Below are 24,634 nucleotides of genomic sequence, written 5' to 3'. Positions count from 1 at the left end.
TAAACACTAGTTCATCTCAAAAAAATGGTACAATATGCGATTCCCTTATTGAACATACGCCCTCTTACTTTAAGTAGAATACTTCTAAATCTCCCTTAAAAATCGAGCAAGAAAAGGTAATGAAAGTTACAGGGAGCTTATGTCGCTAATCTCCCCTTTAGCAGAATAACAAAAGTCGTTGAACCTTGTTAATAAAGTACACACTTTACTTTAAATAAAAACTTTTTAGAGCTATATTTGAAGCAGGAATATAAAAACCTTAAGGCATAAAAAAGAGGAGAGTGTGTCTCTCCTTGTTACTGAAGTTCGAATCCGTTAATGGGCGAACCAGTTGATGTATGTTCATTTACCCAATCAAGAGATACCTTTGAAACGGCTGACCAATTAGGGATTGGGTTGCTATGTTTCTCTACCCAACTCATACAATATTGCGGGTCCATTTTCTGTTTGATATCGTTTGCCATATTTGATTCCTCCTTGAATTAAATCTGACTAAATAAGTTTGTCCAAGGACAAGAAAAATATAACAGAGCATTTTAGATTTAGAGTAAAACAGTTCAGATCTTTAAGGAGAGTAATGTCACAGGACGTTCATTATCTATTTATTGACGAAGCCTCACCCATTATCTGAATAAGAAAAATCCACCAAGAATTTTTGGCAGCTGGTTCTTCGTATCGTGCCCCCGTTAGTTCAAATTCAAACTTGTCACTTTCATCTGAAGCATTCCTTGTTTCTTGGTAGACCATTTCCATCACTTTTTTACTTTTATTTTCTCGGGTATGGTCGTCCAGTACATTGGGTCTTCTAAGCCAAGTCGCCAAATTCCGATTCCCCGTAAGTTATATTTTTCTACAAGGTTTAGCTTAAACCGCAGACTGTGGCTATTCTCAAACCAAGCCTGGTGGCTATGATGTTTTTTATCTACGTAACTGAAATGAGGTGTTTGCGAACGAGAGTCCCATATAACTTTAGCTTTATATTTTGTTATCTGACCCATTAACATTGCATGGGAGCTATACAAAGTTTCATTTGCTGTTGTATCCCAGTCCCATCCATAACTAGCGACACCGAGTAAAATTTTTGATGGTGGTACTCCATGCTTCAAAGCATAACGAATCGTTGCTTCTGTCCAATTGACTGATGCTGTTGACCCGGGTGTTGTTCTTGGGTTGTGCTCATCGTATGTCATAATCATTAAGCTATCTGAAAATAAACCAAGCTTTTCGTAATCAAACCACGGAGACCAGGGATTAGCACGGGAATCACCTGTGTTTGCCGGGACCGAAACTGTAACCACTTTTCCATCTAGATGCAAAGCGTCAGACAATTTTTTTATCAGCAGACTAAAGGGATCTCGGTCATTCAAATACAAATTTTCCATGTCAATATTAATACCGTCATATTTAAACTGATTCATTTCATTCCGTAAGTTCTGAATGAAAACATTGCGGTTTTTATCGTTATGGAGTATATTACTCGCTACCTGCTTTCCCTTCTCCTCGGTTTCATAAAAGAGATTATGTACAACCATATATACCTTTATGTGTTTTTCATGAGCACTCTGAATAACCTTTCTTTTATGATCTACTGTAACTGAATCTATAAGATTGCCTGGTCGTTTATCATCAAGCTTATACCAAAAGGGTGCAATGATGCTTAAATTAGTGAATTGTGAGTTAACTGTAGGTTGAGACCTTGGTAATGTTCCTTCCTGTTCTGTATAGAAACCTAAAACCTCTCGGGGAGTTTTATTGGTCTTGTATTCTTCCTCTTTTCTTTGTGATTGACTACAGGAAGACATTAGTAAAAATACCATGCTTAAAGAAATGATAGTGAATGACCAATAACAATTTTTCGCCATAATACACCTTCTTCTAATTTGTATACTTCTTATGTTGATTAGAAAAGTTGCAACTTATTCACGAATTGTCTTTCCCCCGTATAGGATCTCGGGAAAAAGACTACCACAAGTGAATTTAAGTAGTTCGGTTTTGAAGTACAAAAACGCATTTAGAAGGCAAAATCGAAACAGAATTAGCAACAGATTTAACATTGTAAATAACATTAGAATTGGCATAAAAAAAACTTAGAGCGAAAACTCTTAGCGTTTTTTATACTATTTATTCAATTAAAGCACTCGTTACTTTAAGTACAATTCTTCACAAACTCATACCGTTGAATAAGAAAATGGCATTACACCTTGTTGAACCCCCAAATAGCTAATCTCAAATAAAGCCTCGAAAAGAGCAAGGAAATGTATGATTTGAACAGTTCAAATACAACATCTGAATAGTCGAAAACCTAGTATATCCTTATAAACTGTTGTGAAGTGCAAGTGCTTTTCAAAAATTTCAAAGAATTTATCATCAATATTCTCCGAAAGTGAAAAATCCGTAACATTTTGCACATCATTTTCATCCAACTCAAGTTTAAACTTCTCTACACTAACTTGTTTAATACCGGCTCTTTTGAATAAGTTATACCATTCATTTTCAGTTAGTAATCGAGAAACTCCATAAAAATTAACGATAGATTTCAATTCATCTTCAGAAAGTGATTTTTCAAGTACCATTTCAATAGCAAGCAAAACACCATTTGGCTTTAATACTCTTTTAAATTCAGGAATTGTTAAGGAGACATCTGTAAAGGATATTACTGATTCTGAAAGAATAATATCAAATAAATCCTCATCGAAAGGAAGATGTTCAGTGCTCCCTTGCTTAACTTCAATTGGTAAATGTAAGGATGAAAATCTTTGACTAGCCTTATCCAACATGATTTTATTACAATCTAAGGAAGTAACATTACATTGGTACTGTTCTGCAATATATGCAGAGGTTTGCCCTGTTCCACACCCAGCATCAAGAATCGACTTTGTTTCATCTATTTTTTCCCTTGATAAGAGCTCTTTTGTTAGTTGAAGGCCTCCAGGATGGGCACCTCCAACTCCAAATATTGCTAAACAATCAAGATAAGTGTAATTCAAATTCAGTCACATCCTTTTTAGAAATTGTACATTATTTTATGAAAATGGGATAAATTTGTTCACGATATATTAATAAACACAAATGAACTTTTAAAGGTCTATTAGGGGGGAATAGGAACCTTTATGTGATAAGTGCATAATGTATTTTTAAACAAAATGCGTCGTAAGGGGGGGTTATATGGGCGTTATTAGAACAGATAAGTGGTTGCACGATTCGTATCATAAACCAATTGAAATATGTGAAAAGTTAACAGTTCACTTTGAGGGTGCTCATGCTTCCGAAATCTACGATTACTTAACTCTACATGGAATGTATCATCCTTTTGGGAACGGAAACGAGGTAGTGAAAGAATTACAAAAAAATAAGGTGTGGGAAATTGTCCAAGAAGAAAGTCTACGACTTCAAAAAGCGTGGGAAGGACCAAATATCCCTATTTTTATTTTTCCATCAGATAAAAACAACCTTAAATTAAAACAGGGCTTTAACGGAAAATCAGGTTTGGCCTTCAAGGATAAACTACTTTTATTTATTTCAGAGGATAACATGGAAAAGGAAATAAGGGCATTGTTTACACATGAGTATAACCATGTTTGCCGATTATCCAAGTTTCAAAAAAACGAAGAGGATTACGTATTGCTGGACACAATCATTTTAGAAGGATTAGCTGAAAATGCAGTAAGTGAAAGATTGGGTGAAGAATTCTTAGCTACTTGGACATCGTATTATTCCAATGAAGAGCTAAAGAAAATGTGGAAAAATTTAGTGCTCCCAAATAAAGATGTTCCAAAAAATGACCTTAAACATCAAAGCATATTGTATGGATCACGTTTCTATCCGAAAATGTTAGGGTACTGTGTTGGGCATTACTTGGTTATGAATTATATTGAAGCAACTAACAAAACAAGTAAGGATCTACTTAATATCAAAACAGACCATATTGCTCAAATAAAGTGAAAGACTGATAATAAGGAAAAAAACAGACGAAAAACAATTCTCGTCCGTTTTTTATTGAATCAAGTAACGATCAAATGATCCTTTGTTGATCACTTTGAATGTAGTTTATCGGAATCTAGCTCCAACGCCTAGCTGATCGAGGTTCTTGCGCTTTTATGCTTTAACACTTTATAAATCTTACAACATCATTTTATGAACTACCAAAAGAATAGAGAAATTACAGCTAATGACGCAATAAAACCTAGTGCAATTCCAGCGCCCCAACCCCAGCCCCAGCCTCCATAACCAAAACCGCCTAGATTTCTAGGTCGTCCAATTGGTTGAAGATAAACTCTGTTGTTGGAAACTCGATGAATGATTCCCCTATGAATTCTCCCGTCATGGGTTCTGATTTCAACAGCCCTACCCATATGTCTGTGACACAGCCCATGAAAATGTTCAATTGACATTTTTTCACCCCCATTTACTTATCGCCATACGACATTATATGTATTGACATAAATTTCGTAATGGACAAGTGTAATAGGGTATTAGCGGAAAATTAAAATCAATGATGAAAAACAAATGGAACAAGGCTGCCCCATACTGGTGGCTTTTATTATGAGACAACATAATTGCAAGCAAGATTTCTAGTTCGAACAGTATGGTGTATCCATTAGAATCAAAGAACAGCTAAGCCTTGCGACCCATAGTATGGATAGTTAGTCCAGGCGGCAACCTGCAATCTTACTAAACTACCATCATCTTGAATATTAAATACTGAAACTGTTCCCTGATTTCCGTTAAGGGTGTTTTGCCCTTTAAATTCCCCAAATGGATGTAAATTGGTTTACAGACAGAGGTGGACGATCATTCACATATCCACTAACCTGCTGCGTTTAAGTGTAACATTTCACACTGGATCGCCGAAATCTACTTCTAGTTTTGGACGTAAAAATAGACCATCGAAATGATGGTCTTGTTTAACTAAAGCGCACGATTGCTGAAGATTGAAAAATTTAAAAGAACTTCAAAAATTGATTTTTAGTTGTTGTGCTAACGCACCCGTTAGTATTTCATTTTACCCTGCCCGTGAGTAAAACCCTCGCCCATTTGAGGGTTGTTACTTGTCAGGTATAAATATGATTCTATATTCTGAGCCTATTTCTTCTTTCACCTTTTCAGTAAGATTTTGCCCGATTGCATTATGTTCATTAATTGGGATTTTCTTACATTGTTCAGTCCATTGATATAAGGCATTTTTAAGATTATCTGTCAACGGAAAGTCATCAATATCGAGATTCCAGCCACATGCGTTGCACCAAATTGGGTCAGCCACAAAATCCGCCTCTAGTTTAAATGAATTGGTAAATTTGCAATTACAAACATCTTTTAACATCAAAAGCCATCTCCCAAAAATAAAATATTCTACCCACCATTTCTTCAATTAACCTGACCAGTTAGTGGAACAAGAAAAAGAGCTGCCGCAGCACCCCTTTGTTTAACTCTCGCTACCCGTTACTTGAATATGCCCCTCGAATTTATTGCACTATTGGTTCGAAAGCTGACGTAATTCCGTAATTGTTATACCAAAATCACAACTAAAAAGTGATTGATCTATATATTCAAAATTCCATGTTTGTCCATTTCAGATTTACCATCATTCCATATATTATATAGATTCTATAAAGAGGTGGTGATACATTATGTCATACGATGGCGGATATGGTGGTGGATCTAGAATGAACTTCGTACTAATCGTGGTTCTATTCATTCTTTTAATTATTGTTGGCGCAAGTTTCATGAGCGGGTACTAACCTTGTAAAAGAATCACAGAACAAAACACACTACTTCTTTAGTGTATAGAAGTGTCAACCGACGCTTCTATTTTCTTTTTAATTTATTGGCTCTGTTAAAGTTTAATGTTGATATTTAAAATTAGAAAAAACGCTGAACAATGAAGTTCGGCGTTTTAATATTAATCAATCTCTGGTCTTCACATTTGGAATCCTTTTTTAAAATTCAGATATGAATATAGATTTATCTCTCGGCGAAATTTTTATACTACCAATACCTTCTTTATAGTTTATCACTATGCCATCTTTAGATGATAAGATTCTATACCCTGCCAATAGATCTGCTGTTGTAAAATTAGATGACTTAAGCATTTAATTTTTTGCAAATAGTTTATTCACGAAATTCCCGTTTTATCTTGCAGGATTTATAATTAAATATTCTTTGAATGGAATATAAATCTTGTTCAACTTAACTGACCGTTAGAGCAGAATAAGAAAAAGCTGCCTCAACGACAGCCCAGATCTTCAACTCTTGCACCTGTTAGCGTGATAAAACAGTGTGAATTTACCCTGATTTTTCACACTTTGCTTACGTCGCATTTTCTTCCATGTGTTCAACTTATCCATAAACGTTGCTAAATCAACATTTGTAAACATTTATGGAGAGTAGTAAATACAAGTACGACGTAAATAGCTATTCAAAAAAACGAGGCTAAATAATTCTCCAAAACAAAGGGGGTACCAGAGGCTAGTATCCCTAGAATCAGTACCCCTATTTAAGGCTATTAACTAACTACGTCTTCTACGCTCATTTTCCTGTTCTTGTTCTTGTTCTTGCTCCTGATCAGAATCAGCTTCAGATCTTGAACGTACTTTAACACGAGATTCACTATCAACTTTAATGTCAATATCGATTCTTGAATTTCCACTATTATTAAGAGTTGCTCTTGCCATATTTTTGTTTTGATCTTTTAGTCTAACATCAGTATCATTTTCTGCTTCATTTCTGTTTCTAGAATCAAAATCAACATCTACATCAACGTCACTACGTACATCTTCGCTACGATTATTTCTGGAACGATCACTTTTTCGACTCATTGTTTAATTCCCCCCTTTACCCTGGAATACTTTAAATTATTCTTAAGAAACTTTTATGTTTGGACAAGTATCACTGTAATGTGGAGAAAAGTTAATTTTTATTTCCACAAAGAAAAAGGCACTCAAATTTATGAGCGCTTTTTGCGTAATTATTCCATCAGCCTTTCTTCCTCAACGAATTCTTCCGTTTAAACTTGTACCCAGGTCGAAAACTTAATTCCCTTTTTAGCTGCGTATTTATAAAACTCATCGAATACTTCTGGATCTACTGTGATATTTGCTCTTTTAACGACCAACCTTATCCCCTCTAGGACACGTCCTTTTAGGATAATTGTTAACTATTCCCATGTTTTTTATCCAGCTGTACTAGATGATCCTTTTTGGTTAATATTTAATAAGTAAAAGGACACTTGTTGATTTAGGGTTGAGCGTACAATAATATTAAAATCACTACAATCAAATACATCTATCTCATTTAAAATTATAACTGTGGTATCAGTTATGGCTAAAGCTGATTGCCAAGCTACTTCAAAATTACTGCCCGTTAGTGGAACAAGAAAAAAAGCCGCCGAAGCAGCTGGTGATCTTAAACTATCGCCCATCGTTAGCTGAAGAAGCTATAAATTTTTATAATAGCCCATATTGTAATTAAACCCCAAATCAATACTATTATTGAACCTACTATCCAATTCTTCGGCTTACCGTTTTTCATCATTTCTTCTGCCTTAGTTTCACAGTCAGATAATACATCTTTCGGAATCATCTTCAATGCAAACATTATCCCTAACGGAAGGATAATTACATCATCTAAAAAGCCAAGAATGGGTATAAAATCTGGTATGAGGTCAATCGGACTGAACGCATAAGCGACCACAGAAGCCGTAAATACTTTAGCGTACCAAGGTACTCTTGAATCCTTACAAGCAAAATAAAGAATAAATATCTGTCGTTTTAAATTCCTAGCCCAAACCTTAATTTTCGCAAACATTTTATCTCCTAATAATAGTTAAGATTTTATTTCCATTATAACAAAATAACAAGGATTGCTTTATTTCACTAACCTGCCAGATAGTTCAATACCTAACTTTTTCATTTCCATAATCAAGGCAATAATTCCTCTAAAATAACCGATAAGGAGGAATTATTTTGTTATTATCAAAAGCCTAGGAACTTTATGAATCCGATAAAAGGATTGAAGGATTCTCTCCTCAGACATTAAAAGCGTATAGGCTCCAATCTAAGCTACTTATCCAACACATTAATGATGTGAATATTGAATCTGTGACGACTGAACAGTTGAAGGAATACTTAGCAAAATCCAGTGAACACCTATAGCCATCAAGTTTATCTCATCGAATTCGATTCATTAAATCGATATTTCGTTAGTCACACGAGGAAGGTAATATACCCAAAAATACAGCTGTGAAAATCAAAGAATCTAAACAAGGAATACGGATTCCAAAATTCCTAACGGAAAAAGAAATTGAACATTTGAGGGAAGCCTGTTTTACTCCAATGGAAAAAGCATTATTCGAATTTATGTTTTAAACAGGTTGTAGAATAGGTGAAATTGTTTCTCTTGAAAAGAATTGTATTAATTGGTCAAATCGTTCTGATGTTGTCCTTGGAAAGGGAGATAAAGAAAGGGAGGTCTATTTTAATATACGGTGTGAAATCTGGCTCAAACGATACTTAGACCTTCGCCAGGATAAAGACCCAGCTATTTTTGTTACCGAAAGGCAGCCACACAAAATGAGTATTGCACAGATAAGGTACATCATAAAACGAATATCAAGTCGTGCAGCGATCAACAAAGAAATCCATCCACAACAACTACGCCACATACCTATTGAACAACGGAGCTCCCATTGATGTTATTCAAAGTTTACTTGGGCACGAAAAAAGCGAAACCACAACGGATGCTCCGCTGCCTTTTCACTACTGCTCACTTTAGCTTAATGAGAATAGAAAAACTACTTCAACTCTTGTTCCATAGTGTTAAAGAACATAAGAAAACCTCTCATACTAATTCAAAAGTTCAAAACTAGATACTTCTTCTTTACAATTTACACAATATCCTTTTCCCTTTGTTAATGGAACTGGACAACCACATTCACAATACTTCAATTCTGTTCTATTTGTTTCTAAAGGTAAAAATCTATTGCCGCAATATTTACATTTTGTTAAGTAGCTATTATTTTCTTTATTGCATTTAGAACATTTCAATTTTTTCCTCTTCCTTAACAATTTAGGTTTTTACCAAATGCTCCCTTATTCTTAGATTAGCAAAACAAACTTGCCACATTAGTGAAAAGCATATCTGCTGCTTTTTGTAGATATGCACCCGTTAGTTCAACAAGAACTTATTTAGATTTAAAGTATATTATCTCTGGGTCTCCTTCATCTAAATTTTCAATAAAACCACTTTGTATGAATCCATTTGCTTTAAAAACTTCTTGCATTCTTTGATTTGATTTATTGGTTGAAGAGAAAATTTTCTTTGTTGGCGAGATGTTTATAAAATACTCAATAAGCGATGTAGCGTATCCTTTACGTCTTTCAGTTGGTCTAACAATTATCAGTGAAATAAAGCTACAACCAAAGAAATGAGTATCAAATATTAAAAAACCAACGATAAGATTCTTATCATTAGCAACTATACATCTCTCTTCTTCAATGGCTTTCCTAATATATTCACACCTGCAATTGTTACCGATTACTTGTTTATCAATTTTCACTATATCATCTAAATCAATTAATTGAGCTATTTCTAGGGATTTCAAAATGTAGTCTCCTTAACTTTTTAGATTACTAAATTCGCTACAAAATATAACAAATCCTTCTTACACTAACCTGCACCTTTACTTCAAGAAGAAAAGGTGCAGGTTAGTTCAAGAAGAAAAGGCGATTACCATTGTTCAACAATCGTACCCATTTAGTTTTAGTTAATTTCTTCACACCCTAAGTAGGAAATGCATATTATCTAATGTTTGTCTAACCTTTTTTTCCTTTATAAAAATATATTTGTGTGTTAACAATTACTTAAACTAAACTGCATCGTTAGCTCAATAAGAAAAAGCCACCATTAAGGCAGCGGGATTTTCAACTCTTGCACCTATTAGTTGAATAAGGTTAATCAATTAAACTGAGTTCATATTGAATACGTTCCAAAACCTCTTTTGGCTTCATATCATAACCTGTTGCCCGCTTGCCACTCCAATTTACTCCCAAATATAATCCATCTTTCTCCAGACCTTTTAACCATCGATTAAGAAAATCATCAAATTTAATTTCATATAGCTGGAATCCACTATAAGCAGGAACATTTTCAGTAATTTTTTCTGCCCTTAATTTTAAAGACCAAAAAGGCATTGATGTCTCACCGTCAATATTTGTTGAAGTTGGAATACCACCATCGTCCTTAATTGTCCATATTTTACGATACTTAATAATTTCCTTTATAAATGTACTCCATTGTACAGCTGATTGAGACAATAATAACACCTACTTTTTATAAATATTAAGGTATTAATTCTCCGTTGTTTTGCCCCATACCTTCTTGACCTAAACTGCACCGTTAGTTGATCAACAAAAAAAGGAGCTGCCGCCACAACCCCATCTTTAACCCTAGCACCTGGTTGTTTAAGTGTTTTTCTTCACAAACATTGTAAAAGGTATGCTGAAGTTAGGCATAAACATAGTAATTAACTTTACTTATTTTTTTCAATTTTTTTTGTTTCTGAATAAACACAGTAGATGACAATAGATAACAGTAATAATGGAAATATTATGAGACCGTGATTATATTTTGCTGATTGTGTTGCATATAACCCATATAAATAAATGGACATCCAAGACCCACAACAGATTGCTATAACACTAACCAAGAAATTCACTAATATCCCCCCTAAAAAAAGGAATTTTTATCCTTTGCTTTGAAAAATTCTACACAGCATAATAAAATTCCTCTTTTCTTTATATAGATAGGTAAGGGTTTGAGATTATCGCTCCCTTTTCTCCCTGTTCACACCGTACATGAGACTTTCATCTCATACGGCGTTCCAACTAATCCAATTTGATTTAATCATCAACACTTCTGAATTCGTAGCCCCATCCATGTCCCAATTCCTCCGTTTTAATAAGTCGGTGCCTCCCGTAGGAGGTGAACCTCTATTAGTCTCACAAGAACCTTATTAACCGATAAAGATTTGCCTTGCATGATTAAATGATTCTTCCTTGGTCTAGTGGCTATCCCTCCAGGCTGATTAGACCTTTCATTGGTACTGTGCCACCACTTTCACTGATATAAAGACAAGTTATACAATTACTAATGTCATAATTGCTTTCCTTGTCAACGTTTCTTCGGGAGTAAGCCCTCCACGTTATCAGCTTACAACGTTGAATTATATCTATTATAGAATGAACTTAGGTGCTTCCTGTAATCCTGTTAGCATTCATACGCCTGTAACGTATCTTGGATTTTCATATTAGTTAGTCTTACTCATCCACATCTAACCTCACAATTTGGTGATATACACATTTCTATGTGTCGCAGGTGTAGACCCGTACATTCAGAAGTTCGTCAGCTTAACCATTTCTTTTAGGTTTATTCGCATTCTCACCATATTCTTTCTACTCAAGCATCATGATTTACGCCACCCCATCGGGTAGGCTTTCGTCAGCTTAACCTGTTACGGCAAATTTTTACGCCTTTTCGCCGAGCTTATAACACTATCATTCTTTCCAAATCCAGTGCTATTCGACTAAGAGAGAACCCTTCAGGGCGTTACCCCGTCATTTGATTCTTACTAACCTGCAATGTTACTTAAAGAAGAAAAGCGATCTCCATTGAAAAACCGCACCCGTTTGTTTAATAAATTTATTGGTTATCTTTCTTGTTTCTTGCGATGAAAATAGCACAATTCGACGTTCTTCTTGAATTAACCTGCTTCGTTATTTCAATACCCAAATGTTTCTATTTCTATAATCAAGGCAATAATTCCTCTAATATAACCGATAAGGAGGAGTTATTTTGTTATTATCAAAAGCCTGGGAATTATATGAATCGGATAAAAGAATTGAAGGATTTTCTCCACAGACATTAAAAGCATATAGATTACAATCTAAGCTACTTATTCAACACTTTAGCGATGTGGATATTGGATCATTAACGACAGATCAACTGAAAAGGTATTTAGCAAAATCCAGTGAACACTTAAAGCCGTCAAGTTTGGCCCACCGAATTCGATTCATTAAATCGATATTTCGTTGGTCCCACGAGGAAGGGCATATACCCAAAAATCCAACTGCCAAAATCAAAGAACCTAAACAAGGAAAACGGATTCCAAAGTTTTTGACAGAGAGAGAAATTGAACATTTGAGGGAAGCGTGTTTTACTCCATTGGAAAAGGATTATTTGAATTTATGTTTTCAACAGGATGTAGAATAGGCGAAATTGTTTCTCTTGATAAAAATCGTATTAATTGGTCCAATCGTTCTGCAATTGTGCTTGGGAAGGGTGATAAGGAAAGAGAGGTCTACTTTAATATACGGTGTGAAATCTGGCCCAAGCGATATTTAGACCTTCGCCAGGATAAAGATCCCGCTATTTTTGTTACTGAACGGTACCCACATAGAATGAGTATTGGACAGATGAGGTACATCATAAAGCGAATATCAAATCGAGCAGGGATCAACAAAGAAATCCATCCACATCAACTACGCCATAGCTATGCTACCCACCTTTTAAACAACGGAGCTCCGATTGATGTTATTCAAAGTCTACTAGGGCACGAAAAAAGCGAGACCACTAGGATTTATGCTCAGTTAAGTGGCAGCATTAGAAGAGAATTTTATAGAAAGTATTTTTAAAGATGTAGTGAGAAAGGCAACGGATATACGCTGCCCTTTTCACTATTGCTACCCGTTAGTTGAAGTACATTTCTTCACAAACTAAAAAAATAGAAAGTAACAAAGAGTCGTACTTTCATTTTAATTAACATTACTTATTTGATTTCCTCAGCCAGCTCCAAAATAATTCCCTCTGGACCACGAACGTAGCATAATTTATAACTTTCTTCATATTGCTGTATCTCACTAAAGATTTCCGTACCCTTCTTTTTCAATTTGGCAACAACAGCTTCAATATCTTCAACAGTAAATGCAATATGTCGGATACCCAGTGTATTTGCAAAGGGTTGCTGAATATCTTTTTCATCTGACGGCGTATAAAATTTGATTAGCTCTATCCATGTCTGACCGTCTGGCATTCCCAATCCTACACACGCTACTTTAACGTCATTAAGCCCAACTGCATATCCCATCAACTCTCCTTCCATTTCCCATTCCCCTTTCACCTCAAGTCCAAAATCGAGAAAAAACTCTTTAGCGGCAGAGAGATCATTTACGATTACACCCACATGATCTATTCTTTGGATCTTCAAATTTCATACCTCCTATTTCCTGTTATTTTGCAATATCCTGTTTCAAATTCTAGTATTAACAAAGGGACGATTAATATAATTATAAGATACCAGCATTGCCAGTGAAGAAAAGAATCATTTCACTAATTTTGTATTAAATTATTTTTAACTCCTTCCTCAATTCCCTAACGGTGTCAATTGGGGGTAATTATTCATATACTTTCCACCTATTTTTTCTCAATGTTTCCCTTTGATTATTGAACAATACTGTCCCGTTAGTACAACAAGAAAAAAAACCGCCGCAGCGATCACTTTCTGTAATTCTTGCTACCCGTTAGTTGAAGAAGAATACGTAAATTAGTCAGATTAAGGTAACATTTTAATAAAGTATTCTGGTGATTCAGTAAACCCTTGTCGCCTATAAAACCTATGTGCATCTTTTCTCCTTGAATGGCAATGCACTTCGATTCTATCGCACTGTCTTTTTATGGCTAAATCAGTACAATATTCTTCAATTTTACGTCCTATCCCCTTACTTCTAATGTTTTTATCAACTGCAAAATAACTTATCCTTGCGAAATCTCCTTTTACAGCTAATTGAGGTATAAAATGAACCGAAATTAAAGCAATAACACTTTTATCATCTTCAAACACTAATAAGACCTCATTCGGGTCCATAAGAAATATTTCAACTTTTTCTTTTATAAAAGGTTCTGTATCTTGATAGTCCAACTGGTTTAATAACAAAGAAATTTGCTGGAAATCCTCAACATTCGCATTTCTTATCCCCATTCATTCCACTCCTCAATTTTATCAGCTTATTTATACCTATAAAAAGCTTTGTCTTTTTATTCAAGTAAACTGCACCGTTAGCAGAATAAGAAAAAAGATGCTGCCGCTGCAACACCTTGTTTAACTCTTTCCCCCTTAGTTGAAGAGTGGGGGTTTTCTATATTTTGTAATTTGTTCAAAAGAATACGCTAGCTTAATTAATGTTCCTTCACTAAAGGCACCGCCAGCAAAAGTTATTCCGAAGGGTCTTCCATTTTCCATATAACCTGCGGGGACTGCGATGGAAGGATAGCCAGCTTTAGCACAAATAGTAGAACCGATATAAGAAGGAAACAATATTGCATCCAGATTATACTCTTTTAAAGCAAAATCAATACCTTGCACTTGGGAAAAATATAAATCTTCTAGTTTTGCATTTAAATATTCAGGATTCGCCAATGTGTTATGTTGTAATCCCTGTCTATAATCTAGCATATTCTGCCCATACTTTAACGTCTTCTCTTCATTCTTAGTATTAAATTCAATTAATTCTGTATCTGAATGTACAGGCAGATAAGAAGGAAGCTGGGAAAGGTAATTTCCTAATGCATGTTTCATTTCATAAATAGGAACCCCCCAACTCCATTCCCTGTGAAAAGATGGGATATCAAGTTGCTCGATAACTTCTGCTCCTTTACTTCTCACTGACTGAATGGCATTTTTAAAAAGGTCTTCATCGTACTCACCTGAATCCCTATAATAATCTTCAGAAGCATTGTTAAAAACACCAATTCTTGCACCATTTAGTCCTTCTTTATCTAAAAAGGCTGTATAATCTTGACAAGAAATACCTTCACTCTTATATGTAGCTGGGTCAAACTGGTCGACACCAGTTAAAGTCCCTAATAAAATAGCTGCGTCAGTAACTGTCCTTGCAAAAGGACCTGGGGTATCTTGTGTGTAAGTAAAAGGAAGAATTCCACTTCGGCTAATTAAACCAACTGTTGGTTTAATCCCCACCACCGAGTTTTGAATGGCAGGACTAAGAATGGAAGCGTCAGTTTCTGTTCCGATGGACAATATGGTTAAATTGGCTGCAACCGCCACAGCCGAGCCTGAACTAGAACCCCCAACAAAAAATTCACCTGGACCATAAGGATTTAGCGTTTGACCACCTCTTGAACTGTAACCTGCCCACATCGTTGTAGACATTCCATTCGCTAATTCGGTCATATTAGTCTTTCCAATAATAACAGCTCCTGCTTCCCGTAGTTTTTCTACTAAAAATGCATCTTTTGTACTCAAATGATTTTCTAAAGCTAAGGCTCCTGCACTTGTATGCATTTTATCTTTTGTTTCGATATTGTCTTTAAGCAAAACAGGAATACCGTGAAGTAGACCTCTAGCTCCTTTTATTTTTCTTTCATGGTCTAAACCCTCTGCAATAAAGATTGCGTCAGGATTTATCTCAAGTATAGAATTCAACTTGGGCCCACTTTGGTCATACTTAGCTATCCTGTATAGGTAGTACATTACGAGTTCTTTTGAAGTTAAAACTCCCGTCTCGAATGCTTCTTGGATTTCTTTAATTGTTAATTCTTCTTTGAGAATTTTATTAAAAATTAACTCCAAAAATTATTCACCCTTTCACCTTATGCATAAAATTATATTCATTATTTTATCACGTTTAGCTTTTGTTTCTTCAACTAAACTGCCCCGTTAGTGAAAAAAGCGTTCCTGCATATTACAGAAACGCTACCCAATCAATCCTTATTTGTTTTTATTTTTAGAGAATATATTTGAATAGAGATTATTAGACAGAGTTGTATTATGACAATCATAAGTAACGAACCATAAGCATCTCCACCATCTGGTAAAAGCAAATTAATTATTAAAAATAAAATATATGAACTTATAATTAATAAAAGGAAATACAAAAATAACCTCCACATAGAGAGACCTCCAAATAAATTTATCCTAATACATTATTCTCCAATTAATTGTTAAATTCCTTCTTGAACTATCCTGCTTCAATAGTTGAAGAAGCGACAGTTCTGTACTGCTATCGCCCGCGTTACTTTAAGAAGAAAAGTAAGGTTTACTCCACAATCGCACCCAATTGAGGAAAATAGTAATTTATGAATAATTTTCTTCTTTATTGCTGTAAATTTCATAAGCAAAATATCCTAATAATAAACCTATTCCAGCTCCCAAACCAATTGTAGATAATAAAGTGATTGGGAAAAATATGCTAAGAAGTATAGCAACAGCACATCCAATCATCATTCCGAGTGGTATTAGACTATCTAGTAAATTTTGAGCACCTTTTGACTTTTTCTTACACAGGGTGCCTTTCTTGTATTTATGTTTCATTCTTATAACTACAAATACTGCAATCCCACCTACTAGTACAAGAGGTAGTAAAATACGCACAATTTCCAAAGCTAAGACCATATTAGAACGCATCTTTCTTTCGCTTTTAATTGAATCAATTTTAACATTATTTATTCCATTAAGTGGACCGATTGTCGAACACAAGTTAAACAACGCTCTTAAACTAATCTGCACCATATATACAGTATGATTTTTGTCCGTATCCATCGTAAATAATGAAACAAAAACAGCCACTTTTCTAACTTTGCTTACTTAATATCTTCAGTAAGTAAATATAGTTTTCAACGTAAACAACGATAGGACTTTACTTGGAGAGGTGGGTATGATAGGCTCGTTTGCCTGCTGAAACAACTGCTTCAGCCTTTCGAGACAAATCGTTCCCACTGAGGCTCCAAGTCAAGTCCTTAAACGCTTATCTATGAATACATATAAAAAAAGATAAAGGGTCCATCAAATCAATGTTTTTTTGCTGATACTGTATATATGCACCCTTTAGTTTAAGAAGGTATAACCAAATTCCTATTTTATTAACTGATTTTGTTACAACCTGCATATATTGGCAAAAAGGACCTTATCATCTCCAAAAAATGGTATATTAAAAGATATATAGTTGAAAGGTGATACCCAATGGTTCGAGTTTGTACAATACATAAAAAAAGTTGCCAAGAACGAATGTCTGAAATAGGAGACATAATAGAATTTTATTGCCCAGATTGTGAATTAGATGAATTATGGAAAGATGAAGAACGAAGACATAACATAGCTATGAATTCAAGGAAAAGAGATTTAAAGTACGGAATTATTTGCATAGTAGCAGCCATAATCGGTTTATTTTTTTGGCAAGATTTTTTTTATAAATGGTGGTATTGGTGTCCTCTCTTAATATGCTTAATGTGGGGTATAAGTGGTGTCTCTAATTATTTTACTGTGATTTTGACAAAGTCTTATGATGAAGTAAAAGAGGAATATGATAATAATCGTAAACGTATCCAAGAAAAACTAGAAAGATTTAAAACCAAGAAATTTAAGGAATATCAATTAGAAGTAGCAGATATTTCAGTTATAGACTCCTTTAGTGGTTTTGAATTTGAAGAATATGTTGCTAACTTATTAAGAAAATTAGATTACAAAAACGTACAAATAACTAAAAAGACCGGGGATCAAGGTGTCGATATTTTAGCTCAGAAAAATTCTCGAAAATATGCAATTCAATGTAAACGTATTACACCCCGAAATAAATTAAGTAACTCTGCAATTCAGCAAGTCTATACAGGAAAACAGTTATATAAATGTTCCAAAGCTATGGTTATTACTACAAGTTATTTTACAGAGCCAGCTTGGATAGCTGCAAATGAGCTTGGAGTGGAATTGTGGGCTAGAAACAAATTAATCGAAAAAATTAATCAAGTGGCTACCCCTTATCAAACTTTCGAACAATACTTAGAACCTTATTATGATAATATGAATAAAGAACGGGTAACAATCTACCAATAGAATAAAGATTATATTATGAAATTTTAATTTTATTAATCAAAGACAAAAGGACCATTTTGGGTCCTTTTCGCTTCTTCAACTAAAGCTACCCGTTAGTTTAGGTACATTTTTTCACAATCTTAGCTTTAATATAGGAATGCTGCCCCGTTTGTTAAATAAGGAATTCAACAAAAAAGGTGATTAGCCCTTCCTGGACAACGCACCCTATGGTTTTGAAGAAGAGACCAGTCCAACAATATGCATAAGCAACAATTAGTTATTTACGATTTTAATTTCTTTTATTGGATAATAAACAACATTTGTTGTCCCTATTACCTTTTCCATTGGTATCGCTCCAATATCACGGCTGTCGTTGCTATGCTTTCTGTTATCTCCCATTACAAACAAACTATCTTTAGGGACAGTATCACTACCTACCGCGGTCTCTTTTAAAGTGAAAGAGTATGTTAAAGTTTCATCATTAAGTCTTTTCTTATATTTTTCTAAATAAGGTTCGTTGTATGCCTTCCCATTTATATATAAAACATCATTCTTATACTCAATACTGTCACCTGGGAGTCCGATTACACGTTTTATGTAATCCCTACCGTCTGGTGCGTGAAACACAACAATATCAAATCTTTTCGGTTCCCCAATTTTGGTTACAACCATACGGTCCTTGTTCTGGAGAGTGGGATTCATTGATTCACCGTCAACAACAATGGGTGTAAAGAAAAAAGAGCGAATAATAAATGCTATAACAAGTGCACCCATAATCGATTTAACCCATTCAAACGTTTCATTTTTCTTCTTTGTCATTACTCATCCTCCCTTAATATTCATCCGAATTCATATCCTTACTTTACCATAAGTGTTTGGGTATTTACTATTATTCTTAAGCTAACCTGCCTGTTTGTTCAATAAAGAATTCAACATACAGGTGCCTTATCCTTCTAGATTAAAGCACGTTTATGTTGAACACAAAAAAATATTATAAAAAAATAGAAAATTTTAACATTCATTGTATAATTATTATAAAATCAAATTAACAAATTAAAATACGAAAGGGGAATAGATTCTATGAACCAAAAACTTAAAATACTAATTAAAGTAACGCCTTTTCTAAGTGTTCTTTTTATCTTAACTGGCATAACTATGGCAATATTAGCTGTATTTGACCATAATGTAATGACATTGACTGTATCATTAGTTCTAATTTCACAAGCTGTACTTTCATTAATATATACTAAGTTATTTAAAAAAATATGGTAGATATAAATCCTACTTATGAGGAAACAAGATTATTAACAATTAAACAAAAGCAGAGAAACCCAGATTAACAAGGTTACATTCAATTTTTAAGATTATCAACATTATTAAGTAAAGAAACAACGCAGCAGCGTTGCTTCTTATATTCTCGCACCCGTTTGTTTAAGTACAATATTTCACAATGTATTTAAAAGTCCCGTACATCTACTTTAATGTTTTTTCTCTACACTAATTAAAAAGTTTTGAAGATTCTTGGAACAACCACTTATTAAATACTCGATTTCGTCTTGTATATTTTCTTTCCCAATTACCTCTTTGCAAACATCAGTCTCTTTTCCTTTATCTTTTCCAGCATATTCATCATTTGAATTGTCATATATGTAATGAATGACTTCCCCATCAAAACGTAAATCTTGGAATATAGGGTCTCCTTCGTCAGTATAGCCTGTAACTCGTATAGTGTCTTCTTTCTTGTTAGATATGTTAATTAAGAACTGTTCAAACCTTTCTAAGTTAACAACTTCATTTTGGTAAACAATATCGCCTCTTTTAATCGCTTCCTCTGACCCATAAGCCTCACTCTTTGAACAACCAATAATACCAATAGCAACCAATAATATAATTACAATAATTATAAATTTTTTCACTTATTTCCTCCCCCAATTCAATTATCTATTTTAATATATTTCATCACTCTTCTCGTATATACCTTCTTTTACTAACCTGCTTCGTTAGCTCAATAACAAAAAGGATCGCCGCAGCAACCCCATTCTTCAACTCTTGCACCCGTTAGTTTAAGTGCAAACTTTCACAAACTTACGTGATACAACGAAAAAATAAAATTAATTGATTATTAAATAAAATAACAATTTACATTTTTTTACACATATACTAAAATATAATTAAGCAAAAAAATTTTTTAGTAAAAAATAATTTATTATAGGGAAAGGAGAATTTTAAAATGAGTCTATTAGATATTTATCTGCAAAAGAACAGGAAAAAACGATACGATGTATTTAAAGAAACTGGAATCAGTCAGCAAATGCTTTCAAGTGTTAATAAAAAAAGTGTCAATCATTATTCAGTCAAAACAATTCAAGCTATTGCGAAAACAGTAGAGAAAAGTGAAGGAACTGTGCTAGATGAATTAATACAATTAGAGAAGGAAAATGCTTATTTCGAAGTTTATAATGTTGAAGATTTACTATTAGCCTTTAGAAATAAGGAAGAATATATTCTAATCAAAGGCGAATACAAAAAAGAAATGGATGAATTAGTGAAGTCACAACTTTCTGATACAGAAACATTAGGTTGGGAATTTGGGGCAGTATGGTCAGGTGGATTAGTAACTGTGTTGACAGAAGTAATTTTGCACTTAGTAGATTTATTCAGTAGTAAAGATGATGACAAAAAGAAAATTGAAAGCCAAGTTCGTAAGTATAAGTTTAAAAAACTAAATGAAAATGAAATCTTATTGTATTTACGTCAATTAGATTATTAGGAGTTTAAGATGAAGTGACACTGCGGGATAGTTGTTAGTAAAAGAAAAGTGACTGGAAGAAGAATCCTGCCAACTAAAGAATGTTTAGATAGCTAGAATTACAAATAAATCTATCCTTGGAGAATCCCTCTTGGATGGATTTATTTGTTTATTGGCTAATAAATATATCCCCGTTCTTAAACAAAACTGCTCGTTAGCTCAATAAGAAAAAGCCACCATTAAGGCAGCGGGATTTTCAACTCTTGCACCTATTAGTTGAATAAGGTTAATCAATTAAACTGAGTTCATATTGAATACGTTCCAAAACCACTTTTGGCTTCATATCATAACCTGTTCCCCGCTTGCCCCATACCTTCTTGACCTAAACTACCCTTTAGTACAATAAAAAAAGGCTGCCGTAGCACCCCTTTGAAAGGTAACTAAATTTAGATGGAGAAGAAAAACTACATTCTTTAACAGATCCAATAAATAAAAACAGGGCATAGGAAATTTCTATGCCCTGTTTTATGGTTAATGAAATTTGTGGTCAGCAAGATTCTTTGGTTTGCCGTTTTCAAATTAAAACGGCTCGATGGCTTTCTCGTTTTTATCAGTTTGAGGCTGATTTTCAATTCTTCTTTCTTCGGCTTCTTTGGGAATTTCTTTAAGGTGTTTATTAACTTCTTCGACTTGATTGGTAGTTCGCATTTCATCCATTTTTAAAAACCTCAATTCATTAAAATATCTTTGATAAATATAATATGCCGCAGTGATAAAGATTTTATGTCCGTTAAATCAGACCTGCAATATTTGAATGGACGCCTATTTATATGTCATAGTAATTACAGCAAAAAAACGGCAACGAGTATGATATTTATGAAGGACGTATTTCTTCAAATTATTTATATTTTAAAGGAAAACTCAGTTACGTAGCGAGGTTCCTTCCCATTAAGAGGAAAAACAAAGGAAGTCGTGGCTTATGAAAATGAAGCAGAGTCCTTCGGAGACTGTTTTTTATTGTCTAGAGGATCGCCCCCAGTAATCTCCTTATTCAACATAAGCACCCATTTAGTTCAACAAGCATTATTTCTTTTTAGAAGATTTATACCCAATAATAATAACAACAGCAACAATTACTGCGAACCATATATACCAATCCATTTGATTTCCTCCTTAACTGACGAAAAATCAATATGATGATTTGTTAAATAGAAGCGACATTTCGGAAAACAGCTATATACTAAGAGTTATGCTCTTTACACCAGAATATTCCTTATTCCATTAACCTGCCCAATAGTTGAAGAAGCGGCAGCTTTGTTGAGCTATCGCACCCATTAGTTTAAGTGAATTTTTTCACAATTTAATAAAAAAGACCGTCATTGACGGTCTTTTTTGAACTAACGTACCTATATTTTAGCCAAGTGAAACAATACAAAAGTGATTTCATATCATTACTATTGCTAAAGAATGCAACATTCCTGCAGCAATGGCAATGCCATTCGTTAATCCACTGACAGGGACTGGTACGTTACTACTTGTATTGGTCCCGTCTCCCAGTTGACCAAATGTATTATCCCCCCAAACTTGAACGGTTCCATCAGATAGAAGGGCAAGGCTATGAAAATCTCCTGTAGCAATGGCAATGACATTCGTTAATCCACTGACAGGAACAGGAACATTACTACCTGTATTATCCCCCCAAGCTTGAATGGTTCCATCGGATAGAAGGGCAAGGCTATGATTACCTCCTGCAGCAATGGTAATGACATTCGTTAATCCACTGACAGGAACAGGAACATTCCTTCTTGTATTGGTCCCGTCTCCCAGTTGACCAAATGTATTATCTCCCCAAGCTTGAACGGTTCCATCGGATAGGAAGGCAAGACTATGATTAGCTCCTGCAGCAATGGCAATGACATTCGTTAATCCACTGACAGGGACTGGTACATTACTACTTGTATTGGTCCCGTCACCCAGTTGACCAAATGTATTATCCCCCCAAGCTTGAACGGTTCCATCGGATAGGAGGGCAAGGCTATGAGCACCTCCTGCAGCAATGGCAATGACATTCGTTGATCCACTGACAGGAACAGGCACATTACTATCTGTATTGGTCCCGTCTCCTAGTTGACCCGCCCCATTAGCCCCCCAAGCTTGAACGGTTCCATCAGATAGGAGGGCAAGGCTATGAAAATGTCCAGCAGCAATGGCAATGAGATTCGTTAATCCACTGACAGGGACTGGTACATTACTACTTGTATTGGTCCCGTCTCCCAGCTGACCAAATTGATTATCCCCCCAAGCTTGAACGGTTCCATCGGATAGGAGGGCAAGGCTATGAGCACCTCCTGCAGCAATGGCAATGAGATTCGTTAATCCCCTGACAGGGACTGGTACATTACTATTTGTGTTGGTCCCGTCTCCTAGTTGACCAGAAAAGTTAGCCCCCCAAGTAAAAGCTTTTAATAGTCGAATTCCCAATATTCACATTCCTTTCTAATCTAAAATTATATTGCCTACCATTGTGTATTACTTAGAATATAATGCTTGCAATACCTGTAATATTTATATTAAGGAAAATCTTTTTTTGATTGGACAAGATTTGAAATGACTTGAAAATAGTCAAAAGTTATTAGACAAGAGTCATCTGCCTTTTCCTTTTAAATTATCCTGAAAACGATAGCTCAACAAGAAAAAGACCGCCGCAGCGATCTTGATCTTGAACAAACGCCCCGTTAAAGAAGCAGTATCTTGTTCAGCAATCGCCCCCGTTCGCTTAATAAGAAACTGTCCCATATGGTTTCATCAACCATAAAATATCCCTCTTGTTAACATCCAGCCAACATACACTCATCATTTTGATAAAACCTTAAGTCTTCATAAATATTAACTTCGTGAAAAGCAAAAAAGACTATCCTATTTCAAAGTTAGTCTTTCACCCTAATGCATAATAATTTATTAATGACTAATAGGAATAAGTACAAGATACAGTTTTAAAAACGCCATCCCTAAAAATGCAGCCACCACCATTCTTATGGTTGGATGTTTTTTTATACCTTTCCACAATACCTCGTAAAATGTTACATAACCAAGAGTCCCGATTGCTACACCCATAAACATTGTACGTAGTTTTAATGATTGAAAGTCTAATGTATTTCCTAAAAAAGTATTAATACCTACTGTAAGGGTTAGTAATAAACAAAAAACCAAAAAGTTTTTTAATTTCATTTTGGAATACAAAACCGACACCATCATGACCATTCCCTCTGGAATATGATGAATCAATATCGCACCTAATAAAACGGAGTCTTGAAAATCATGATCTTGAAAATCGATGCCTAATGCTAAGCCAGTTGGGATACTATGAAAAAGTAATGCCAGAAATAATAACATAAACGTCTCTTGATGTTCGATTTGGTTATGTCTTGAATTATGTAAAAATCTGTCCATAAGAAGCATAATAAAAATGCCTAAGGATATCCCAGCCATAATCCCGACTGGTCTGTAATTACTCAATAATTCTGGGACCAAATCAAATCCTAATATCCCTGCTAAAATTCCTCCGCAAAATACATTAAGGTAAAAACTGTTTTTATGAAACACTTTAATGATTATTGTAACTGCTACTCCACCCGAAAGTGTGCCTAAAAAAATAAAAATCATTATATAAAAACTCGCTTCGATAGCCTCTGTCATTGAAAGCCTCCACATATACGTTTGTACATTATATTCGTGTCTATGTTTCCCATGACTTTAACTTAAAATCGAAACACATTATTTTCTCCTCACCTTCTAATGATAACCCTGGGAGGGAACTATAAGATCGAGGGGGAAACAAGGTTAAGGAGTCATACCGATTACTCCAACTTTCACCAATTTCACTTCCTTTATCTAAAATAAGAAATCTTAGGTTTGATTGTTTTTAGTAATATCCTATGGACATTCCAGCCAGACCTGCACCAATTACCAGAACATCATAAATCATGCACTCTCCCCCTTTTTATAAAGTG

At 34.6% G+C, this 24,634-nt stretch carries 26 protein-coding genes and 4 pseudogenes; 7 read left to right on the top strand and 23 right to left on the bottom strand.

Going from position 1 to position 24,634, the window contains the following annotated elements; translation table 11 throughout:
- Nucleotides 1-296 precede the first annotated feature (296 nt).
- The 4 genes from NSS81_RS18455 to NSS81_RS18440 form a co-directional block, all read right to left on the bottom strand.
- Nucleotides 297-464, bottom strand: coding sequence for a hypothetical protein (locus NSS81_RS18455; protein ID WP_342430101.1), 168 nt, complete (start codon nucleotides 462-464; stop codon nucleotides 297-299).
- A gap of 130 nt (nucleotides 465-594) precedes the next feature.
- Nucleotides 595-753: a hypothetical protein gene (locus NSS81_RS18450; protein ID WP_342430100.1), complete on the bottom strand. Its 159-nt coding sequence runs from the start codon at nucleotides 751-753 to the stop codon at nucleotides 595-597.
- Nucleotides 753-1,862, bottom strand: a complete 1,110-nt coding sequence (locus NSS81_RS18445; protein ID WP_342430099.1) for a glycosyl hydrolase family 18 protein — start codon at nucleotides 1,860-1,862, stop codon at nucleotides 753-755. The genes NSS81_RS18450 and NSS81_RS18445 overlap by 1 nt, the downstream gene beginning before the upstream one ends.
- A 411-nt stretch (nucleotides 1,863-2,273) precedes the next feature.
- A complete protein-coding gene (locus NSS81_RS18440; RefSeq protein ID WP_342430098.1) occupies nucleotides 2,274-2,987 on the bottom strand; it encodes a class I SAM-dependent methyltransferase in 714 nt (237 codons plus the stop codon).
- A 178-nt stretch (nucleotides 2,988-3,165) separates the two neighbouring features.
- On the opposite strand from NSS81_RS18440, the gene NSS81_RS18435 reads away from it, so the two are divergent.
- On the top strand, nucleotides 3,166-3,942 hold the full coding sequence (locus NSS81_RS18435; RefSeq protein WP_342430097.1) for a DUF2268 domain-containing protein: 777 nt from the start codon (nucleotides 3,166-3,168) through the stop codon (nucleotides 3,940-3,942).
- 197 nt (nucleotides 3,943-4,139) lie between these two features.
- On the opposite strand, the gene NSS81_RS18430 is transcribed toward NSS81_RS18435, so the two are convergent.
- The 3 genes and pseudogenes from NSS81_RS18430 to NSS81_RS18420 form a co-directional block, all read right to left on the bottom strand.
- Nucleotides 4,140-4,391: a hypothetical protein gene (locus NSS81_RS18430; RefSeq protein ID WP_342430096.1), complete on the bottom strand. Its 252-nt coding sequence runs from the start codon at nucleotides 4,389-4,391 to the stop codon at nucleotides 4,140-4,142.
- 212 nt (nucleotides 4,392-4,603) lie between these two features.
- A pseudogene (locus tag NSS81_RS18425) lies at nucleotides 4,604-4,732 on the bottom strand (3-carboxymuconate cyclase); the annotation flags it as partial.
- A gap of 312 nt (nucleotides 4,733-5,044) precedes the next feature.
- The gene (locus NSS81_RS18420; protein ID WP_342434070.1) at nucleotides 5,045-5,320 is read right to left on the bottom strand and encodes a hypothetical protein; all 276 of its coding nucleotides are present in this window, start codon (nucleotides 5,318-5,320) and stop codon (nucleotides 5,045-5,047) included.
- Between the two features lie 307 nt (nucleotides 5,321-5,627).
- Here NSS81_RS18420 and NSS81_RS18415 point away from each other — a divergent pair, with 307 nt between their 5' ends.
- On the top strand, nucleotides 5,628-5,738 hold the full coding sequence (locus NSS81_RS18415) for a YjcZ family sporulation protein (protein ID WP_342430052.1): 111 nt from the start codon (nucleotides 5,628-5,630) through the stop codon (nucleotides 5,736-5,738).
- Nucleotides 5,739-6,506: 768 nt separating this feature from the next.
- On the opposite strand, the gene NSS81_RS18410 is transcribed toward NSS81_RS18415, so the two are convergent.
- The 3 genes from NSS81_RS18410 to NSS81_RS18400 all read right to left on the bottom strand — a co-directional run bounded on the left by NSS81_RS18410 (nucleotide 6,507) and on the right by NSS81_RS18400 (nucleotide 7,803).
- Nucleotides 6,507-6,815: a hypothetical protein gene (locus tag NSS81_RS18410; RefSeq protein ID WP_342430095.1), complete on the bottom strand. Its 309-nt coding sequence runs from the start codon at nucleotides 6,813-6,815 to the stop codon at nucleotides 6,507-6,509.
- A gap of 353 nt (nucleotides 6,816-7,168) precedes the next feature.
- The gene (locus NSS81_RS18405) at nucleotides 7,169-7,417 is read right to left on the bottom strand and encodes a hypothetical protein (protein WP_342430094.1); all 249 of its coding nucleotides are present in this window, start codon (nucleotides 7,415-7,417) and stop codon (nucleotides 7,169-7,171) included.
- Nucleotides 7,418-7,419: 2 nt separating this feature from the next.
- On the bottom strand, nucleotides 7,420-7,803 hold the full coding sequence (locus NSS81_RS18400; protein WP_342430093.1) for a YkvA family protein: 384 nt from the start codon (nucleotides 7,801-7,803) through the stop codon (nucleotides 7,420-7,422).
- 203 nt (nucleotides 7,804-8,006) lie between these two features.
- Between NSS81_RS18400 and NSS81_RS18395 the strand changes: the two are divergent.
- Nucleotides 8,007-8,769 (top strand): annotated as a pseudogene (locus NSS81_RS18395) (tyrosine-type recombinase/integrase).
- 409 nt (nucleotides 8,770-9,178) lie between these two features.
- Here the strand turns inward: NSS81_RS18395 and NSS81_RS18390 are convergent.
- Nucleotides 9,179-9,598, bottom strand: coding sequence for a GNAT family N-acetyltransferase (locus NSS81_RS18390; RefSeq protein WP_342430092.1), 420 nt, complete (start codon nucleotides 9,596-9,598; stop codon nucleotides 9,179-9,181).
- 349 nt (nucleotides 9,599-9,947) lie between these two features.
- Nucleotides 9,948-10,310: a DUF2750 domain-containing protein gene (locus NSS81_RS18385; RefSeq protein WP_342430091.1), complete on the bottom strand. Its 363-nt coding sequence runs from the start codon at nucleotides 10,308-10,310 to the stop codon at nucleotides 9,948-9,950.
- A 1,537-nt stretch (nucleotides 10,311-11,847) separates the two neighbouring features.
- On the opposite strand from NSS81_RS18385, the pseudogene NSS81_RS18380 reads away from it, so the two are divergent.
- A pseudogene (locus tag NSS81_RS18380) lies at nucleotides 11,848-12,686 on the top strand (tyrosine-type recombinase/integrase).
- Between the two features lie 134 nt (nucleotides 12,687-12,820).
- On the opposite strand, the gene NSS81_RS18375 reads toward NSS81_RS18380, so the two are convergent.
- The 4 genes from NSS81_RS18375 to NSS81_RS18360 form a co-directional block, all read right to left on the bottom strand.
- Nucleotides 12,821-13,258, bottom strand: coding sequence for a VOC family protein (locus NSS81_RS18375; RefSeq protein WP_342430090.1), 438 nt, complete (start codon nucleotides 13,256-13,258; stop codon nucleotides 12,821-12,823).
- A 345-nt stretch (nucleotides 13,259-13,603) separates the two neighbouring features.
- A complete protein-coding gene (locus NSS81_RS18370; protein WP_342430089.1) occupies nucleotides 13,604-14,029 on the bottom strand; it encodes a GNAT family N-acetyltransferase in 426 nt (141 codons plus the stop codon).
- A gap of 135 nt (nucleotides 14,030-14,164) precedes the next feature.
- Nucleotides 14,165-15,640, bottom strand: a complete 1,476-nt coding sequence (locus NSS81_RS18365; protein WP_342430088.1) for an amidase family protein — start codon at nucleotides 15,638-15,640, stop codon at nucleotides 14,165-14,167.
- Between the two features lie 504 nt (nucleotides 15,641-16,144).
- Nucleotides 16,145-16,450: a hypothetical protein gene (locus NSS81_RS18360; protein WP_342434069.1), complete on the bottom strand. Its 306-nt coding sequence runs from the start codon at nucleotides 16,448-16,450 to the stop codon at nucleotides 16,145-16,147.
- 579 nt (nucleotides 16,451-17,029) lie between these two features.
- Between NSS81_RS18360 and NSS81_RS18355 the strand changes: the two genes are divergently transcribed.
- The gene (locus NSS81_RS18355; RefSeq protein ID WP_342430087.1) at nucleotides 17,030-17,896 is read left to right on the top strand and encodes a restriction endonuclease; all 867 of its coding nucleotides are present in this window, start codon (nucleotides 17,030-17,032) and stop codon (nucleotides 17,894-17,896) included.
- Nucleotides 17,897-18,148: 252 nt separating this feature from the next.
- On the opposite strand, the gene lepB is transcribed toward NSS81_RS18355, so the two are convergent.
- A complete protein-coding gene (gene lepB, locus NSS81_RS18350) occupies nucleotides 18,149-18,694 on the bottom strand; it encodes a signal peptidase I (RefSeq protein ID WP_342430086.1) in 546 nt (181 codons plus the stop codon).
- A gap of 261 nt (nucleotides 18,695-18,955) precedes the next feature.
- Here lepB and NSS81_RS18345 point away from each other — a divergent pair, with 261 nt between their 5' ends.
- Entirely contained in the window at nucleotides 18,956-19,147 is a 192-nt protein-coding gene (locus tag NSS81_RS18345) for a hypothetical protein (protein ID WP_342430085.1), read from the top strand.
- Nucleotides 19,148-19,353: 206 nt separating this feature from the next.
- Here NSS81_RS18345 and NSS81_RS18340 read toward each other — a convergent pair whose 3' ends face one another.
- Complete coding sequence (locus tag NSS81_RS18340) at nucleotides 19,354-19,791, bottom strand: DUF4362 domain-containing protein (protein ID WP_342430084.1); 438 nt, start codon at nucleotides 19,789-19,791, stop codon at nucleotides 19,354-19,356.
- Nucleotides 19,792-20,105: 314 nt separating this feature from the next.
- On the opposite strand from NSS81_RS18340, the gene NSS81_RS18335 reads away from it, so the two are divergent.
- Entirely contained in the window at nucleotides 20,106-20,645 is a 540-nt protein-coding gene (locus tag NSS81_RS18335) for a hypothetical protein (protein ID WP_342430083.1), read from the top strand.
- 558 nt (nucleotides 20,646-21,203) lie between these two features.
- On the opposite strand, the gene NSS81_RS18330 is transcribed toward NSS81_RS18335, so the two are convergent.
- From NSS81_RS18330 to NSS81_RS18310, 5 genes and pseudogenes are all read right to left on the bottom strand, one after another.
- On the bottom strand, nucleotides 21,204-21,341 hold the full coding sequence (locus tag NSS81_RS18330) for a hypothetical protein (RefSeq protein WP_342430082.1): 138 nt from the start codon (nucleotides 21,339-21,341) through the stop codon (nucleotides 21,204-21,206).
- Between the two features lie 726 nt (nucleotides 21,342-22,067).
- On the bottom strand, nucleotides 22,068-23,105 hold the full coding sequence (locus NSS81_RS18325; RefSeq protein ID WP_342430081.1) for an RCC1 repeat- and reductase domain-containing protein: 1,038 nt from the start codon (nucleotides 23,103-23,105) through the stop codon (nucleotides 22,068-22,070).
- 162 nt (nucleotides 23,106-23,267) lie between these two features.
- Nucleotides 23,268-23,420, bottom strand: coding sequence for a hypothetical protein (locus NSS81_RS18320; RefSeq protein ID WP_342430080.1), 153 nt, complete (start codon nucleotides 23,418-23,420; stop codon nucleotides 23,268-23,270).
- Between the two features lie 162 nt (nucleotides 23,421-23,582).
- Nucleotides 23,583-24,320 carry a ZIP family metal transporter gene (locus NSS81_RS18315; protein ID WP_342430079.1) on the bottom strand — a complete coding sequence of 246 codons (738 nt, stop codon included), beginning with the start codon at nucleotides 24,318-24,320 and terminating at the stop codon, nucleotides 23,583-23,585.
- 85 nt (nucleotides 24,321-24,405) lie between these two features.
- Nucleotides 24,406-24,609 (bottom strand): annotated as a pseudogene (locus NSS81_RS18310) (NAD(P)-binding protein); the annotation flags it as partial.
- Nucleotides 24,610-24,634 lie beyond the last annotated feature (25 nt).

This window comes from Neobacillus sp. FSL H8-0543, from assembly GCF_038592905.1.
GTDB lineage: Bacteria > Bacillota > Bacilli > Bacillales > Cytobacillaceae > Neobacillus.
Note: the sequence above shows the minus strand (reverse complement) of the source record. Positions and strands in the feature narration are given on the sequence as shown.